The 16,824-nt window shown below is 54.3% G+C and carries 12 protein-coding genes; 2 read left to right on the top strand and 10 right to left on the bottom strand.

Features of this window, described 5'->3' with window-relative positions; translation table 11 throughout:
• Positions 1–5: 5 nt before the first annotated feature.
• Positions 6–683 (bottom strand): BofC C-terminal domain-containing protein, encoded by a 678-nt coding sequence (locus ABE504_RS10335; protein ID WP_430087836.1) that lies wholly within the window; start codon positions 681–683, stop codon positions 6–8.
• Positions 684–1,156: 473 nt separating this feature from the next.
• On the opposite strand from ABE504_RS10335, the gene sigW reads away from it, so the two are divergent.
• Positions 1,157–1,768 carry an RNA polymerase sigma factor SigW gene (gene sigW / locus ABE504_RS10330; protein ID WP_126142552.1) on the top strand — a complete coding sequence of 204 codons (612 nt, stop codon included), beginning with the start codon at positions 1,157–1,159 and terminating at the stop codon, positions 1,766–1,768.
• Positions 1,769–1,835: 67 nt separating this feature from the next.
• Here sigW and ABE504_RS10325 read toward each other — a convergent pair whose 3' ends face one another.
• The 5 genes from ABE504_RS10325 to ABE504_RS10305 all read right to left on the bottom strand — a co-directional run bounded on the left by ABE504_RS10325 (position 1,836) and on the right by ABE504_RS10305 (position 7,057).
• On the bottom strand, positions 1,836–3,236 hold the full coding sequence (locus ABE504_RS10325) for a LysM peptidoglycan-binding domain-containing protein (RefSeq protein WP_430087834.1): 1,401 nt from the start codon (positions 3,234–3,236) through the stop codon (positions 1,836–1,838).
• Positions 3,237–3,395: 159 nt separating this feature from the next.
• A complete protein-coding gene (gene pheA / locus ABE504_RS10320; protein ID WP_430087832.1) occupies positions 3,396–4,265 on the bottom strand; it encodes a prephenate dehydratase in 870 nt (289 codons plus the stop codon).
• On the bottom strand, positions 4,262–5,236 hold the full coding sequence (gene thrB / locus ABE504_RS10315) for a homoserine kinase (RefSeq protein WP_430087830.1): 975 nt from the start codon (positions 5,234–5,236) through the stop codon (positions 4,262–4,264). The genes pheA and thrB overlap by 4 nt, the downstream gene beginning before the upstream one ends.
• Before the next feature lie 51 nt (positions 5,237–5,287).
• Positions 5,288–6,574 carry a homoserine dehydrogenase gene (locus tag ABE504_RS10310; RefSeq protein ID WP_430087828.1) on the bottom strand — a complete coding sequence of 429 codons (1,287 nt, stop codon included), beginning with the start codon at positions 6,572–6,574 and terminating at the stop codon, positions 5,288–5,290.
• A gap of 30 nt (positions 6,575–6,604) precedes the next feature.
• Positions 6,605–7,057: an ACT domain-containing protein gene (locus ABE504_RS10305; protein ID WP_430085522.1), complete on the bottom strand. Its 453-nt coding sequence runs from the start codon at positions 7,055–7,057 to the stop codon at positions 6,605–6,607.
• Positions 7,058–7,273: 216 nt separating this feature from the next.
• On the opposite strand from ABE504_RS10305, the gene ABE504_RS10300 reads away from it, so the two are divergent.
• Positions 7,274–7,783: an NUDIX domain-containing protein gene (locus ABE504_RS10300; protein ID WP_430087826.1), complete on the top strand. Its 510-nt coding sequence runs from the start codon at positions 7,274–7,276 to the stop codon at positions 7,781–7,783.
• A gap of 72 nt (positions 7,784–7,855) precedes the next feature.
• On the opposite strand, the gene ABE504_RS10295 is transcribed toward ABE504_RS10300, so the two are convergent.
• The 4 genes from ABE504_RS10295 to obgE all read right to left on the bottom strand — a co-directional run bounded on the left by ABE504_RS10295 (position 7,856) and on the right by obgE (position 16,822).
• Complete coding sequence (locus ABE504_RS10295) at positions 7,856–8,875, bottom strand: SH3 domain-containing protein (protein WP_430087824.1); 1,020 nt, start codon at positions 8,873–8,875, stop codon at positions 7,856–7,858.
• Between the two features lie 159 nt (positions 8,876–9,034).
• Positions 9,035–14,014 (bottom strand): polysaccharide lyase family 8 super-sandwich domain-containing protein, encoded by a 4,980-nt coding sequence (locus ABE504_RS10290; protein WP_430087822.1) that lies wholly within the window; start codon positions 14,012–14,014, stop codon positions 9,035–9,037.
• Between the two features lie 269 nt (positions 14,015–14,283).
• On the bottom strand, positions 14,284–15,357 hold the full coding sequence (locus tag ABE504_RS10285; protein WP_430087820.1) for an anthranilate phosphoribosyltransferase: 1,074 nt from the start codon (positions 15,355–15,357) through the stop codon (positions 14,284–14,286).
• A gap of 163 nt (positions 15,358–15,520) precedes the next feature.
• Positions 15,521–16,822: a GTPase ObgE gene (gene obgE / locus ABE504_RS10280; RefSeq protein ID WP_430087819.1), complete on the bottom strand. Its 1,302-nt coding sequence runs from the start codon at positions 16,820–16,822 to the stop codon at positions 15,521–15,523.
• Positions 16,823–16,824: the final 2 nt, after the last annotated feature.

Here is a 16,824-nt window from a genome sequence, read left to right as displayed (position 1 = left end):
CAGGCTTATGGCGTTGTCATTGCACGTTCTGTTATTTCTATGGCATAATCACTGAATGTCGATAATACGCTATTATACTCCTCCAAATCGGAGACTCGAATTCCTTTGCGAAGCTGTTCGACCGTCCCTGGCGGGAGACTGCTTTCAAGCTGCTGAATGTTGAGCTGGAAAAACGTGCGAATGACATTGTCAGCTCCCGGCGTTCCATTAAATAGCGACAAGTTGGAGGAACCGTCAATGCCGAACATCGCTTTTTCTTTGCAGGCAGGCGACAAATCCTCGATATGCTCTGTAAACGTCACATCACCGTTTGAGCCGATCGCGAGCTCCCAATCCGGATGCTTCTTTTGAAGCTCGATCAGCGGCTGCGAGGCCAGAAGGCCTAGCGGACTGCGTTCCTCTCCGCAGACGTAGGATTTGAGCAAATAGCTTTCTCTTTGGTCTTGAATGGCCCGAAGCGTTTCAATCGCTTTCTCCAGCCGTACATCCTCAGCGGGCGAGATACGAGCAAGTGCAGACACTGCTTTTTTCGCATGATCCAGCGGATTGAACGGGGCTGCACCTCGCGACTCATATCCGATCCAGAATGCCGTACCGAGCAGAACGAACATGCCTAAGGCTAACCAGCTGCGTTTCCAGCGCAGTCTTCTCTTTAGATGCTTCAAGAACCTTTGTACAATCACAGTAATCCCTTCTCACTTGGTTTTTTTCGATATTGTTTCCAATTGCGGAAAACCCTATACATGATTTACCATAGAGATGAGATAGTTAGACAACCTACCTGAATCGGCGGTGGAACAGCATGAACAGAAATAAACGGATCAAACGCACCACGCTTCTGATTATCGGTGTGATTTTATTATGGAGTAGTGTCGCCATTTGGAATGAGGTTCATAAACTGCAAATAAATCATTCGATTGGCCAAACTTCTTTCCGTACTAATCCGTCTTCTACTTAGACAGCGTCACGAAATATCCATCTTTTCGGTAACAATTGGTTAAAAATAAACACTCCTTTACATTTGAATTTGACTGTAGCCGCAGAAATGATATAGTCAAAGATAGACAAACTAAATCTTGCCGACGAAGATGTTTGACATGCGCCTACAAGCATTTGTTTACGAGTGATAAACGACGACTCTAAGGAGGGAAACAGCATGAATGTAGCAGAGCTTCAATTAATTCAATTATCCAGACGGGGTGACCGGAACGCTTTCGTAGAGTTGGTCGAGTTATACCGCAGTAAAATTCAAAAGCTTGCTTTCCGCATGCTCCACAATCGGCCTGATTCCGAAGATATTGTCCAGGAAACGTTCATTCGCGTGTATTTGAATCTGAACCATTTTGACGAGACGCAAAATTTCTCGACGTGGATCTACCGCATCGGCAAAAACGTCGCGATCGACCTGCTTCGCAAGAAGAAGCCTGTCCAATCCCTCGACGCTGAGCTGAACGACATGGACGATGACTACAGCTACTACAGCAAGCTTGCCAGTCCCGACCAGTCGCCGGAGAACGCGGTGCTGCAAACCGAGGTTCAAGAGCATATGCAGACAGCCATAAATAAATTAGGCGATAAATATAAATCGATCATCACGCTTTACTACATGGAAGAGCTGTCTTTGCAAGAAATCAGCGAGAAGCTGAATCTTCCGATCACGACAGTCAAAACAAGGCTGCACCGGGGCCGCGAACTTCTCCGTAAAAAATGGGGCATGCATTTCCTGATCGGCCTCATGACGTTCTTTACGCTTGGCATGATTGCCTAGCTAGCTGCTTATACCAAAGAGGCTTACCCTGAGTCATCGCAAATGACCTCAAGGTAAGCCTCTTTATTTATACGTTGATCCAGGGCAGGGCCTGCTTTGTTTGCGCCGGTTTTTCGGGGATGCGCTGCTGGCGCCGGAGAAAAGCTTCAAGCGGCGATTCGCTGGCGGATCTTGCTTTCTTCGCAGAGCGAGCGTTAGCCGATGACTTTCTCCCTTTGCGAATGTCGATTTCCAGCTCTTCTTCCGTATCCGTCGACTCCGTCAGTTCGTGCGTGTGCACCTGCGGGTAAATCGCGGACTCATAAGGCGCCTGATAATTAGCTCCGGCATATGGAATACCGTAAGGATCGTTCTGATAGGCAAAAGGGAACGGTGCCTGCGGCCGATCGTATGGCATCACAGGCGGATAAAAGCCCGGCAGCCCCGGCATCGACGCCATGTCCTGTCCGTCCGCCATCATCGGCGCCGCGCCTTGCCATGGCTGGTTCAGCGGGCCGCTCGGATAGCCGGTCGGCACGTTCATCCAAGGCATCTCGTGCGTGGATGGGCCGCCGCAGCCGCAGTCATTCTTAATGGCCATTGGGGCCGTCATTGCCGGCATTGCTGGCATTGCTGGCATTGCTGACATGGCTGGCATGGCTGGCATCGCCATCTGCGGCATCGGCTCGCATGGCGCCTCCTGATAAGGTGAATACGCCGGATAGGCCACCGGTTCCGGCTGTTCCGCACTTGGATAAGCGAATACCTCCGTCGCTTGAATATGGAACTGCGCAAACGGATGCTGGGCTTGCGGATACGGTTCATTCAGCGTGGCGTCGCTTGAAGGCGCCATCCCCATGTTTGGCGCTGGCATGGCCGGCATTGAAGGCGTTGTCGGCATGGGCATTATCGGCTGCGCTGGCACGATTGGTATCGGCATCGCCGGCTGCGTGCTCATTTCGCCAAGCGATGGCGCAGGTGCTGCAGGCTCCTGCACCGCAGGCGTCGGCTCGACAGGCTGCATGGGTTCGGGCTGTTGCTGAACCGGCGCCTGCGGGAACGGCTCTGTCGAAGGCTTGTGATATCCGGGGCCAGGCACTTGGCTGTGATGCCCCTGTCCCTGTCCCTGTCCCTGCCCGTGGCCGTGTCCATGGTGCGCCTTCGGCACATACACGATGTCCCCCGTCATCAGTACATTCGGGTTTTTGAGGTGGCCGTTAGCTTGGATCATCGCGGCAAGCGGCACATCCCAAGCTTTTCCGAGCTTCCACAGGGTATCTCCCTGCTGGACGACATGCTTGTAGACGTAATCCGACGCAGCCGGCTCCGGCTTTTTATGGCCCGAAGGAATTTTCACTTTCATCCCGACGTCAATGACATTCGGGTCGGCAATTTGCGGATTCAGCGCAATGATCTGTTCCAGCGTCGTTCCGTATTTGTTAGCGAGCTCATACAGGGTATCGCCTTTTTTGACAATATGAATTTTCAAAACCCTACCTCCTTTATCGCTTCTCTTTAACATCTGAAAGCGAAGTGGCCGCATAAGCATTCGCTTAAACACAATGATAGTACAGTCTATGCGGAAGGCTGGGCTTTTGCCCCTCTCGCACAAAAAAAATCCCTCACGCCTAAGCGCAAGGGATTCATGTTACTCACTGTGATAGCTATAGCTCGGATAGCAGCCCAATATGCGCACCTGGCAGCCGATTGCTTCAATTTCCTGGATAGCAGCCGGCAGCAGAACGGAATCGAGGGTTCCGACAATGTCGATGTAAAAATAATAATTGCCCAGCTTCTTCTTGGTCGGCTTCGACTCAATCTTGGACAAGTTGATCCGCCGCCAAGCGAAAGCTGACAACACTTGATGCAGCGCGCCCGGGTAGTCTTCCGGCAGCGTCACGAGAATCGTCGTTTTCATCTGCTCCGACGAAGCGAGCTCGGAAGCCTCTTTGCCGACCAGTAAGAATCGGGTCATGTTATCCTTATGATCCTGGATCTCCCGCTGCAGCATCGGGACGCCATAATTGGCGGACGCAATGGCCGTCCCAATGGCCGCAACCGAAGGATCCTTTAGCTGGGAGACAATACGCACGCCCTCCGCTGTCGAGCTGACCTGCTCGAACTCTGCACCCCGCAAATACTGCTTCATAAACCGGCTGCACTGCGCCGGTACAACGTGATGGGACAGCACCTTCCGAATATGCTTGTATGGGTTATCGGCATCAGTTTGACCTTCCGGATCGGCATACCCGATCAGATTCATATCAATCGGAAACACCCATTCCGCGCGAATCGGCAGATCCACTTCATGCACAAGCCAATCCACGTGCAAGTGCACAGAGCCTTCCAGCGTATTTTCGATCGGAATGACACCGAGATCGGTTTCTCCCGAAGCCGTTGCGTTGAACACTTCGGAGATCAATTTGTACGAAACGTACGTGAACTTGTCGTCGCCAAGAAAGTGGCGCGTCGCTTCTTCCGAGAACGTGCTGGGTCCGAGAATGGCAATTCGCTTCATGCGAGCACCTCTTTCTCCACCAAACTGCGGAGTCCTTCGTCCCCTTCGCTTAACAAGGTCGCCGTCACGCCGTCACACGGCTTCAGCCAAAGCAGCTTGGCGGAAATGCCTTCCTTCGCCAACGTGCCGCGCAGGAACGCTTCCAGCTCCGCCTTGCGGTCACTCTGCGCGTCCACCAGCGCGAGCATCGTCGGTCCGGCGCCGCTCAGCGCAACGCCGAGCGCGCCGTAGTTCTCGCTTTCATCCAGCAGCGTCTGCATGCCGGGGATGAGCGACGCCCGGTACGGCTGATGCAGGCGATCCTTCATCGCATGGCGAATCATGCCCAGATTGCCGGTTGCCAGCGCCGCCACGAACAGCGAGGAATGGCTGAGGTTGTATACTGCATCCTTCATCGCTACCTGCGTCGGCATCACACCGCGCGCCTTCTCTGTGGAAAGCTGGAAGTCAGGAATGGCGACCAGCACGTCCAGGCGGCTGTCCGGTTCAAGGCGGATCGACTCCGCCCGCTCATCGTCCCAAAACGCGACCACAATGCCGCCATAGAGGCTCGCTCCGACGTTATCGGGATGTTTCTCGAGGCGCGAGGCCATCTGAAACAGCTCGTACGTCGAGAAGCGGCTGCCGATCAGCGCATTGGCCGCAGCCAGCGCGCCCACGATGGCGGAGGCGCTGCTGCCAAGTCCGCGCGTCAGCGGAATTTCACTGTACATGGAGATCGACAGTTCGGGAATGGAGACGCCCGCTTCCGCAAACACCATTTGTGCAACTTTATAAATCAAATTGGATTTGTCCGTCGGAATGCCGTTCATTTGATCGCCGATCAGTTCAACTGTGGTGCGGTCGGCAACCGCCATATCGATCCATGCATATAAGTTCAAGGCCATCCCCAGCGAGTCAAATCCAGGACCCAAGTTTGCCGTGCTGGCCGGTACCTTTACCCTTACTTTCTGTATTGTCCTGTCGCTCATTTCGAAACTGCCCTCATTTCACTTAAAGTAAGTCAAAACCGCGAGAAGGGATTAACCTTCTACGCGGTATACGCTTTTAATCGCGTGAATAACATCCATCGATTCAAATTGGTTGAGTACCTTTTTCATGCTCGCTTGATTCGCATCGTGCGTAATGATAATGATCTCAGCCTTTGGATTATGCGCGTTCGGATGTTGGAACACTGATTCCAAGCTCACTTCGTGCTCGGCAAAAATTTGCGTAATTTGTGCCAGAACGCCCGCTTTGTCCTCCACATGCAGGAGGATGAAGTTTTTCGACGCGATTTGCTCGTCGGATTTGAGCTTCTTCTCTTTGTAAGGCGCTTGCACCGTGCGTCCGTTCACGCCCAGCTTCGAGTTGCGCACAACGGCAACGAGATCCGCAACGACCGACGTTGCTGTCGGCAGCTCGCCTGCGCCCGCGCCGTAGAACATCGTCTCGCCAACCGCTTCACCGGTCACGTACACGGCGTTGAACACCCCGTTGACGGATGCGAGCGGATGCGAGTTTTTCACCATCGTCGGCTGTACGCTGACAGAGATGTGCCCGTCGTGATTTTCAGCGATACCGAGCAGCTTCACTTCATAGCCTAGTTTTTTCCCGTATTGAATATCTTCTTTGGACACTTTGGAGATGCCCTTCACCTCGACATCGCTCAGCGCAACGTTGGCGTGGAAGCCGAGTGTGGACAAAATCGTCATTTTACGCGCTGCATCGAGACCTTCGACGTCGGACGTCGGGTCCGCTTCGGCATAGCCGAGCGTTTGCGCTTCCTTGAGGACGTCCGCATAAGCGGCGCCTTCCTGGCTCATTTTCGTCAAAATGTAGTTAGTCGTTCCATTAACGATCCCCATGATCTTGGTGATGCGATCCGAGGAAAAGCCTTCGACCAGTGTACGAATGATCGGAATGCCGCCCGCCACGCTCGCTTCGTAGAAGACGTCGCAGTTGTGTTCAGCTGCCTTGGCCAAAATCTCAGCGCCGTGCATCGCCATCAAATCTTTATTCGCGGTGACAACGTGCTTGCCGTTCTCCAGCGCCGTCAGGATATGTCCTTTGGTCGCTTCCACGCCGCCCATGACTTCAACGACAACGTCGATTTCTTTATCCCCGATCACGTCCCAGACGTTCTCCGTCAGCTTCTCCGGATCCACGGAGATGTTGCGCGGTTTGCTTTTATCCTGAACCACGATTTTGGCAATTTCAATGGCAGACCCTGTTTGACGCTGCAAGTCCTCCTGATGTCCTTCCACGATGCGGACGACGCCTGTTCCTACAGTGCCAAGTCCGAGTAAACCTACTTTAATTGGCTTCATTGTTCTTTTCCTCCCGAATGATCGTATTCGTTAACTGCCTTGGCCGATGACCATGGCACGCTTAACTCCGTCCTGCGACTGCAGCCGCTCTAAAAACTGGCGAATCTCTTCGCCCATGGATGAAATTTCAACGGAGATGACGACGTTCGCCATGCCTTGAAGGGGAATCGTCTGGTGAATCGTCAGCACATTGCCTTCGAGATTGGCAATCAGCGCCAGCACCCGGGACAGAATGCCCGCCCGATGCTCCAAATCCATCGAAATCGTAATAATTCGTTCTCGTTCCAATCTGCTTAGTGGATGGATGCCATCCTTATATTTGTAGAAGGCGCTCCGACTCAGCCCGACCTGCTCAACGGCTTCATGAATCGTCTTCACCTCGCCGCGGGCAAGCAGCTCTTTCGCCTGCACGGTTTTGAGTACCCCTTCCGGCAAAATATCCTCACGGACTAAGTAGTAACGCTCAGGACCGAAGTGCTTCATCGAATGGTCAAGTTCTTTGCTATCCGGCACTCCACGACCGTCCTCTCCAAAAAGACTGTTGTTTCACTATAGTGGACATTATATCGAAACATGCCTTGCGAAGCAATAGGCAAATTGCTTCAAGGTTGTCCGCCTTTGCCTGACTTTCGCGGGCTGTGATAAGCTGAGAGATGAGTGATTCCTATGAAAACGAATACATCCTGAAAGGAATGGACTATGATCACCCTGCGCATGATGTCCACGGCTTTGTTAATGAATGAGCGGGACGAGCTTCTGATGATGAAGCGGTCCTTACACCGCACCTTGTCTCCCGGTCTCTGGGCCGCTGTCGGCGGGCATTTGGAGCCGGATGAGATCAGCCACCCCCGCACGGCTTGCCTGCGGGAAATTTACGAGGAAACGGGCATTGAAGAGGATGAAATTGAGGGACTTCGCATGCAGTATGTGCTGCTGCGCCTCAACGGGCAAGAAATTCGCCAGCAATTTTTCTATATCGGGCGCACCAACGTCAATCCGCGTGTCGTCACCTCGGAGGGCGACCTTCACTGGATACCGCGCGAGCAGGTGTTGGAGCGTGAGATTCCTTTTATTTTTCGCAGCTTGCTGCAGCATTATTTTGCCGTCGGCGATACAGCGCATCCTTGGGTCGGCTCGGCGGGCCTGGACGAGGTGACGGGCGGACCGACGATCCATTGGCACCCTTTGCTGGATCCGCTGCGGGTGTAACATGTGTCACAGCATCGGCGCAAAAAAGAGCAGAATCCCATAGTCGGGTTCTGCTCTTTCGCTTGTCCGCGCTTAAATCGCGCTGCCGCCGAATAAGAAGCGGTACTCCCAGTGACGGCCTGCGATGGAATCGATGCGGACGCCGCCGCTTTCTTTGGAATAGGTCGATAAAATTTGACCGTTTCCGAGATAAATGGCGACATGCGTGATCGTCGCTGTGGATTTGTTGATGCCTGTGTAGTTCGACTTGGCCGTTCCTTTATAGGACATAAAGAACATGAGGTCGCCGACTTTCAGGTTGTGCCAGTCTGTCGTCACGTTGTGGCCGAGCGATTTCACATACGCGCCCTGCCCTCTCGAATCGCTTGGCAGCTTGAGCCCGATGCCGTCAAGGAACGCTTGTCTTACAAAATCGGAGCAGTCGAACGTTCTCGTATTATCACGGGACGATCCGTATTCGTACGGCGTGCCCAAATATTTTTTACCTGCTGCAATGACTTTCTGAATTTGTTCGGAAGCGGAAAGATTGCTGCCTGCATTGCTGCCTCCGGAACCGCCCGAGCTGCCGGAGCCGCCGGAAGAGGAGCTTCCCGAAGCTTTTATGTATTTTTCGCTTGTGCTGACATAGCCGACTTTCCCATCAGACGCCTGCACCTTATACCAGTAGCTGTTCACCTTTTCGAGAATTCTCACCGTTTCGCCGGCTTTCAAATATCGAATGCGGCTGGCGTCCGTATTCGCTCCCGTTCGGAAGGAGACGCTGGCGACGATCGTTCCCGTCCCTGATGATGGCGATGGGGCAGCCTGTCCGTCTAGCTTGGTGTACTTGTCACTCGTTGAGATATATCCGATTTGTCCATTGGTCACCTGGACTCGGTACCAGTAGCTGTTCACTTTATCCAAAAGAACGAACGGCTCGCCCTTACTCAAATAGCGAATGCGAGAGGCGTCGGTGCTCGGCGCCGTTCGGAAACTGACACTGCTTACAATTTTACCTGTCGTGGCCGCTGAAGCCGATTGAGGCAGAGATAGGGTAACAGCACCGAAAAGAAGCGAAGGGATGAGCGCAAAAGTTAGTAGTTGTTTCTTCATGTTGGCCTCCAATCCAATTTTTCGTCTATATCCATAACCATTAATCTAGTAAATGGTATCATATCCATTGGTTAAGTTTTAGCTGTAAGTTCTGCCAATTCGGCTTCAGCGCAGGTCAAACCGCGAAACAGGGCCCATCTTTCTATCAAAATCTTGCTTCTACTTCCCGCTCACCTGCAGCAAGTTATAGATAGCCTGAACGCTTTGAATGCGGTTCAGCGCCTCTTTCGGGGAGAAGGTACCGGCTGCCGTTCCGGAGAGCATGCCTAGCGCCGAAGCCCCGTCAATCGCTTCCTGCGCCCAGGCGGACATGTCCGCACTGTCCGTGTATCCGCTTCTCTCCGCCAGTCCCGCCGGAACGGCTCCGCCATGATAAGCGTACGCTCTGACGAGCAGCACCGCCATCTGTTCTCGCGTGATCAGCGCCTCAGGTGCAAAAGACTGCTCGGTCACGCCGGAAATAAGCCCGGCATGGGAAGCCGCCGCAACTGCCGAAGCGTACCAAGCCTCCGCCGATACATCGGCAAAGCCCGCTTCCGCCTGCGGCTCAGGCAAATGAAGGGCGCGAACGAGCATCGCCGTAAATTGTGCCCGCGTCGTTGTCCCGGACAGATCGAACGCCGTCTGCGATTCACCGTCTACAACGTGCTTGGCGGCCAGTACTTGTAAGGCTCGATGTGCCCAGTGATCGCTCGGCACATCGACAAACGACTTGTCATAGGCCATAACGGCATAAGTGCCTGGCCGATCTATCGTAAAGGCCGCTTGGCCATCCGCTATTTCTACCCCATCGCCGGCAAACACCCACAGCCCCACTGCCTCATCGTAACGATACACCCCAAGCAGTTCTCTATCCAGATTCGCTTCGTTGACGGGAATCGTCACGTTCGCAGCGGCAGGCCACGTAAGCCCTTCTACAGCTGTGCCATCTTCCGCACGCAGCTGAAGCCCCACCGTTACAGCCAGCCCGCTTGGCGTAAGCACTGCGGACGAATCCGCTGCGGGCGCATTCAGTATAGCGGCATCTGCTGCATGACGCACGTCGATAGCCAGTTTCAGCTTGGCGCTCTCTGCCGCTTTTGCTTGCTTGAACGCCTGAACCGTAGCCGCAGGCAGCGTCACCACGATGCCGTCCGCGCTCAATTCCAGCGGCACGGAAGGAAGCTCCGAAAGCGCGACAGACGCAGTGTTTTCGCCCTGTCCAAGGCGGATGGACGCTTTCCCGTCCTCCACCAGCAGAGGAGCGTTCGACGAACTTGCAGGCGTGCTTCCGCCCGCTCCCGAGTCTCCCTCAACATCCTCAGGCAACTCAGGAAGAACCGGCGTCGTTTGCAGCGTGAGCCGCAGCGATTTGCCCAGCGTATCCTTGACGTTCGCCCGAATGCGCACGGTCGGCGTCAGCTGTGTCACCTCAATCGCATCATCCTTCGCAATGACAGCCTCAGCGGATCTGTTCAGTTCAAGCTCAATCGTTCCGCTGTTTTCCAGGGTCGGATCGGCCACCGCCAACTCGTAGCGGCCGGCATAGGGATCTTCCTTCACCATCACGGAAGCTTGGCGATTAGAGGTAACGTCCCCCGCTGTCGTCAATTGATCTCTCCAAAAGTTATAGCCTGTAACCCCTAATTTGCGCTCCCTCACCGCCTGCGCATCCGGTGAATTCAACACAATATCATAGTCCGGTGAAGCGGAGTAAGCCTCCGTCTTGCCCTGGGTCGCATTCGGCAAAATCACATAAACATAGCTTTGATTCACCGGATCCGCGCCATGATTGATCCACATCGTCACAAAATAATTGCTCAGCAAATCGGTCTGCGGTGTCGAGGACGGCGGGTCGCTCAGCTGCACATCGGAGAGACGGCCTTCTTGCCGTTTGCGGGCAATCGTGACCGCTTGATGATCGGGGAACGTATAACCGATCCCCGCTCCCTGGGCGTTGCCTTCCAAATACATCCAGCTTGGGTGCGCTACCGCCTGTTCGGCAATTTCCCCGCTTTTCGCCTCACCGTCCACAATAAAAGCGTTCGAATTGTCCGCTTTCAGCTTCCGCTGCTCGACAACGCTGTCCACCGGAAGATGATCCGTGCTTGTAATGCCCGATCCCAGAGCTACAATCTCGTCGTCGAACATGAACCACGATTTATTTGCGCTCATCTGCGTGCCGATCTGTTTCAGATTCATGCCTGAAACGCCGTAGCTGCCTAGCGACGCGCCGCCGGCCCAGGCGTTCGAGGGCGCCATTTCGCCATCGCCGTACTGATATTGATCCGAGCTTCGCGGACGGTCGACAACCGTCGTGCCCGGCAGTTTGTACCAATCCACCGTTTGCCAATAATTATCCGTATATTGGCGCAAATCGTTGTTATACAGGTAAGTCATGCCATCTCCGGTATACCAGCCCTTCGGATTTTCGCCATTCGTCAGTTCGTAGGTAGCGACTCGCTTGGAGCTTTTGCTGACACCGAACAAATAGCCGTCGCCAACGTGAATACTGCGTGCCATCGCATTCATTTCAAAATGCTGCGGCAGCTGTTCCGCCGGCACAATCGAGGGGTCTGCCATCCAGCCTTTAATCATATCGGCCAAGTCCAGCGGAAACTGATAGTACGTAAATCCGCGTTCGAGCAAATAAGGCATATGAAATTTAATAAAACGCTTTAGCGCTTCCGCCTGCTCTGCAGGTGCCGTCTGGGCAACGCGCGCCATGCCGATCAAAATACTTTTAGCCGAAGCGTAGCCGTCCGATGCATTGCCGCGCACAATCGCTCGGCCGCGCGTCATATCCAGCGCCTGCCCTTTGTACAAGATCGGCGCAAAGCCTTCCTTGATCCAGCGATACACATTGTCAACGCCAGGTACAACCGGCTGCCATGTGCTGCCATTGAGCAGCAGAAGCAGGTTGCCCATGCCTTGCATCAGTACTTCGCCATAACTCCCGGAATAAGCGATATTGTTATGTTGAATGTAGGAGCCGTCTTCATAAAAACCGTCCCCGGAGGTGACGTAATCGAACAACGGCGTCAAACCGTCGCGCGATTTGATGAGGCGATCGTAATTTTTTTCGACAATGCCGAGCCTCGTCTCAATCATCATAATGTCAGAGCGGTTCGCCCCCACCTGGGTAAAAGAAGGCGCAGCCACATCCCCGATATAATGATCGATGCTAAGCGCGTTAGCGGCAATTTGCTGCGGCGTCAAATCGTCATACATGAAAATCAGGATATCCGCCAGCCGCGTCGGCGCGCCGATGTCCCAGTTCCACCAATTGCCGAATTCCGCGCCGGTCGGCGTATACAGATGCGCCAGCATCCAATCCATCGCTTGAATAATGTCAGCTTTGAGCGCAGCGTTGTGATAGAGGGCAGTGCCTCTAAGCGCATACGATTTGGCCATCGCTTTCAACCGCGTGTAATGATCGGTAATGAAGGTGGAATCCGTCGTTGAGGCCGGCAAATCCGCCCATAGCGTGCCACCCGTGCCGGCTAGCTGCATCGCATCCCAGTAGGACTGCGCCTGTGCGGCGCTGGCATCAATGATCGCTTTCACTTCCGCATTGCCCACATCCAGAGCGTCCATTCCGGTAAAAGTCTGCTCCCACCGGATTCTCAGCTTATCGTACTCCTGCGGATCCTGTGGCTGCGGTGTCGTCACCTGAATCGTAACGGTGTCCGATTTGCCATTAGCCGCGCGGGCTGTCACTGTCGCCGTTCCGACGCCTACGGCCGTCAACCGTCCGCTGTTGTCAACGGCAAGCACAGCAAGATGATCGGATTGCCACGTCAGCTCAGGAGCGGTTGCCTCAGAGGGCGACACCACGGCCGATAGCGCGAAGGTCTCGTATTTCATGAGCTGTGCCGGTGCGTTCTCGATCGTCACTTGCTCGACATCGATGTAAGGCGTAACGGTAACCTTCGTCACGCTAGTGATCGCTGGATTCGCTTCAGAGATGACCGTAATGTCGGTACTTCCTGCGGCAAGTCCGGTAATTACACCGTTTGCATCCACTGTCGCAATCGCTGGATTGGAAGACTGCCAGTGCACCTTCCGATTCGTCGCATTCACCGGCACGAATGCAGGCTGAAGCGTGCGCGTTGTCGTCGCCGGCAGCGAAACCTCGCCCGGAAGCGTAATGGCGCTCAGCGGGATCGGCGCCACGACAGTAAGCGGCACGCTCTGTGTATACCCGCCACCGTATGTGGAAACCGTTACGGTTGCAGTTCCGGCTTTCAGGGCATGAACGACGCCGTAGACAACGCTTGCGACCGTAGGATCGTCAATGCTCCATGTCAAGCGAGCCTCGGAAGCATTGTCCGGCAGCGGCGAAGCGGCAATCGTCGTCTGCTCGGTTTCCGCGAGCGCAAGCGTAGCCGGCGAAACTGCAAGCCCTGTGACGGGGACATAATCCATCAGCTTCAGATCGTCGACATACCACTCCCCTTGGACGCCTGATTTGTAATACTGGTATAAATAAATATGGCGAATATTCAGCCAGGCGGCAGGCAGCGCAGCCTCCCCCGCGTAAGCGTCATTGATAAAGTACGTGACGGTTCTGGCATCGTTATCCACGAACAATTTTAACCGGTACCAAGCATTCGCTTCATACGTCCCGATCGTCTGATTCCCCGCATCCTTGATCTTTCCCGTGTTGTCAAAAGAAATGACCGACACGTTGGTCGTCGCCGTAGCCGGAACCGGGGCATTCAGGCTCCGAAACTGAATATCCCTCCTATGCTCCGTACTGTTCATATACACCTTCGTCTCGAAAACCAGCTTACCGCCAACGCCGGTATTGCCCGCCGTGTTCCCGCCGAGGTTGTTGCGGCCCGTATTGATATTCGTCGTATTCGAGACGATTTTGAGGCTGTAATCGCTACGGCCCGGCGCATTTTCCATCATGACATAATCCGTATTTGCAGCAGACGAATAAATGCCCCATGCCCCGCCAATCGTCCCTGTGTAGGTCGTACCGTTGTACAGCTTGCTGTTCTTCGCAATAGCGCTTTCATCATAATTGATCTGAACATACACGTTCGAGGCCGCTTTAGCCGTCGGCAGGCTGCCTGTGCCAGGAAATAAACCTGTTACAGCCAGCACCACGCTCATCCAACAGGCTATCCATACTTTCCATGAAGCTTTCATAAAGGATCCTCCACTCTGTGTTCATGATTCTTGCTTTAGACAACGCTTTCAAAATGCTGCATCGCGATGACCGCCTCCCCTGCTCCAAGAGGCATTATGATCGTAAACTCCTCTCAAAGTGTAGGGGAGGGCAGAGCAGCGTGTCTATGTGCCGTTTCTTTCCGGCATATGCAAGATTTGAACCTGTGCGCAGAATGGCTCTATACCAAGCATTTGATAACAAAAAAGATCTTCCCCAGCCCGCTTTCGGCAGACGTTCAGGAAGATCTTTATCCGATTTTGGCCGGCGCATCCCCGCCATCCGGCGGCTGCTGCCGCGCGTAATGCTGGCTTCGTTCCACCCAGCGCTGCATCACTTTATTCGCTTCCTTCCGCTTCAACAGAGCTTCTGCAAGCTGAAACCCTTCTTCATAGCTGCCCACCTTCTCAAACCACATGAACCGGAGTCCGGCATTGAAAATGACATGATCCCGCTCGCGCTTCACCTCGCTGCTCTCATCGCCGGTGATGATGCGGCGGATTAGCTCCATCTGCTCATCCCGGCTCAGCACCGGCAGCGGCTCGCTGCGAAAGCCGAATTTCTGCGGATCCATCACACGCGTCTCGTCTCCCCATGGCGTCACGATCCGAATGAGGCTGCTTGCGTAAAGCGGCAAATCTTCCGAGCCCTCGATCCCGCTGACCAGATACGTTTGCTGGAAGCCCGAATGCATCGCGATCGGAATGAGCGGTTCCATCGCCTTCCGCTGATGAACGCCAAGAATGACGTTCGTCGAGCGGACCGGATTCAGCACTTTCTCCACCGTATCGATAACAGTCCGCAAGCCAAGCTGCTCGCGTACGCCTTTCAAACGGCCGATTGGCGGGCACAGCTGCTCTGTCGACAAAAAACCGATATGTACCTGCTGCAGCATCGCCTGCCATCCCTTAATGGGCACGTTGGTGGCAACGCCCAAGCCTTCGAGCAGTTCTTTCATCACGGTGCCTTGCCGGGTTGTAAACGAAGTGCCGCCGTGCATCACCTGCTTAAAACCGACAGAAGCTAACAATAAGCTAACAGGAAGTGTAACAGGGAAGGTTTGGCGTCCTTCGGCCGGCCCGGCACAGTTGAGCGAATCTTGTACTGCGCTGTACACGACAGCATGGCTGCGAAACACATCGATAAACGCCATCGTTTCCTCAAGGGCCTCCCCTTTCATGCACAATGCCATTAAAAACGCCGCACATTGCGCATCGGTCGACGCTCCGTTCGTCATATCAGCGGCGGCCTCCCTGGCTTCCTCGTAAGTTAAATTTCGCGTATGCGGCTGCTCGGCGCTCATCGCTTGAATCCATCTCTTCACCTGTCTCCCCCCTGCGCGATAATTTAATGTCATAATTATTGACATTAAATTATTTTGTGATTAGAATGGTAATCCTTTTCAAAGTTAATGTCAAGTATAGTGACATTAATGCGAGGGAGCAAAAATAAAAAGCACCTATCCCTCAAGGATAAGTGCTTTCGTCCTATGATTTTTCGTCGAATTCGAACTCGAAATCACCGATCTGTATCGTCTGTCCATGAACCGCGCCGCGCTTGCGCAATTCGTTGTCCACGCCCATATTGCGCAAAATCCGCGCAAACCGCGCTACGCTGTCCGGCGTGCTGAAATTCGTCCGCTTGATCAGCTTCTCGATCGACGGGCTGTCGATGACGAACATTTCATTCACGCGGCGAACCGTAAATTCATTGTCTTCTTCCTTCTCAAAGCGGTATACCTTCCGCTCCTCTTGCTCCGCAACGGCCTCGACTTCCGGCGCCGGTGGAATGCTCTCCACGATGTCGGAGATTTTGTACAGCAGCTCCTTGACGCCTTCATGCGTTAGCGCCGAAATCGGATAAATCGCGTAGTCCTTGCCTTCCGCAGCGAGCTGCTCTTTGAACAGTGCCAGGTTGTCCTCGGACTCCGGCATATCCATTTTGTTCGCCACAATAATCTGTGGGCGGTTCTCCAGCTTCGCGTTGTACAGCTTGATCTCCTCGTTGATCTTGAGGAAATCATCGTAAGGATCACGTCCATCCGCAGCGGACATGTCCACCACATGCACAAGCACGCGCGTCCGCTCGATGTGACGGAGGAACTCGTGACCAAGGCCGACGCCTTGATGCGCGCCCTCTATCAATCCCGGCAGATCCGCCATGACGAAGCTGCGGCCATCCCCCACATCGACGACACCCAAGTTCGGGGTTAGCGTCGTAAAATGGTACGCGGCAATCTTCGGCTTCGCCGCGGACACGACTGACAGCAGCGTCGATTTCCCGACGCTCGGGAAGCCCACGAGGCCCACGTCTGCGAGGACCTTCATCTCCAGGACAACCCAGCGTTCTTCGCCTTCCTCGCCGTTCTCGGCAATTTCCGGCGCCACCATCCGTTGGGTCACAAAGCGGGTGTTGCCCCGCCCGCCGCGGCCGCCTTTGGCCACAACGACTTCTTGCCCGTGCCGGGTCAAGTCGGCTACAACCATCTGCGTGTCGTCGTCGATGATCGTCGTTCCCGGCGGAATCCGCACGATCATGTCCCCGGCGTTCGCGCCGTGCTGCGACTTATTGCGGCCCTTCTCGCCGCGATCCGCTTTAAAATGCTTCTGGTAGCGGAAATCCACCAGTGTCCGCAAGCCCTCGTCGACGCGGAAAACGACGTCGCCGCCATTACCGCCGTCACCGCCGGCCGGGCCTCCGTCGGGCACATATTTCTCCCGGCGAAACGCTACCAACCCGTCGCCACCGTCGCCGCCTTTTACAAATACTTTCGCCTTATCTACAAACATCA

Source organism: Paenibacillus oryzisoli, from assembly GCF_050467285.1.
GTDB lineage: Bacteria > Bacillota > Bacilli > Paenibacillales > NBRC-103111 > Paenibacillus_E > Paenibacillus_E oryzisoli_A.
The sequence above is the reverse complement of the archived record's forward strand: the minus strand, read 5'-3'. Positions and strand labels throughout refer to the sequence as shown.

Excerpts from the sequence above, each read along its gene's own strand:
- ABE504_RS10290 (WP_430087822.1), bottom strand. The coding sequence starts at position 14,014 with ATGAAAGCTTCATGGAAAGTATGGATAGCCTGTTGGATGAGCGTGGTG.
- ABE504_RS10295 (WP_430087824.1), bottom strand. The coding sequence starts at position 8,875 with ATGAAGAAACAACTACTAACTTTTGCGCTCATCCCTTCGCTTCTTTTC.
- ABE504_RS10300 (WP_430087826.1), top strand. The coding sequence starts at position 7,274 with ATGATCACCCTGCGCATGATGTCCACGGCTTTGTTAATGAATGAGCGG.
- ABE504_RS10310 (WP_430087828.1), bottom strand. The coding sequence starts at position 6,574 with ATGAAGCCAATTAAAGTAGGTTTACTCGGACTTGGCACTGTAGGAACA.
- sigW (WP_126142552.1), top strand. The coding sequence starts at position 1,157 with ATGAATGTAGCAGAGCTTCAATTAATTCAATTATCCAGACGGGGTGAC.
- obgE (WP_430087819.1), bottom strand. The coding sequence starts at position 16,822 with ATGTTTGTAGATAAGGCGAAAGTATTTGTAAAAGGCGGCGACGGTGGC.
- ABE504_RS10305 (WP_430085522.1), bottom strand. The coding sequence starts at position 7,057 with ATGAAGCACTTCGGTCCTGAGCGTTACTACTTAGTCCGTGAGGATATT.
- pheA (WP_430087832.1), bottom strand. The coding sequence starts at position 4,265 with ATGAAGCGAATTGCCATTCTCGGACCCAGCACGTTCTCGGAAGAAGCG.
- thrB (WP_430087830.1), bottom strand. The coding sequence starts at position 5,236 with ATGAGCGACAGGACAATACAGAAAGTAAGGGTAAAGGTACCGGCCAGC.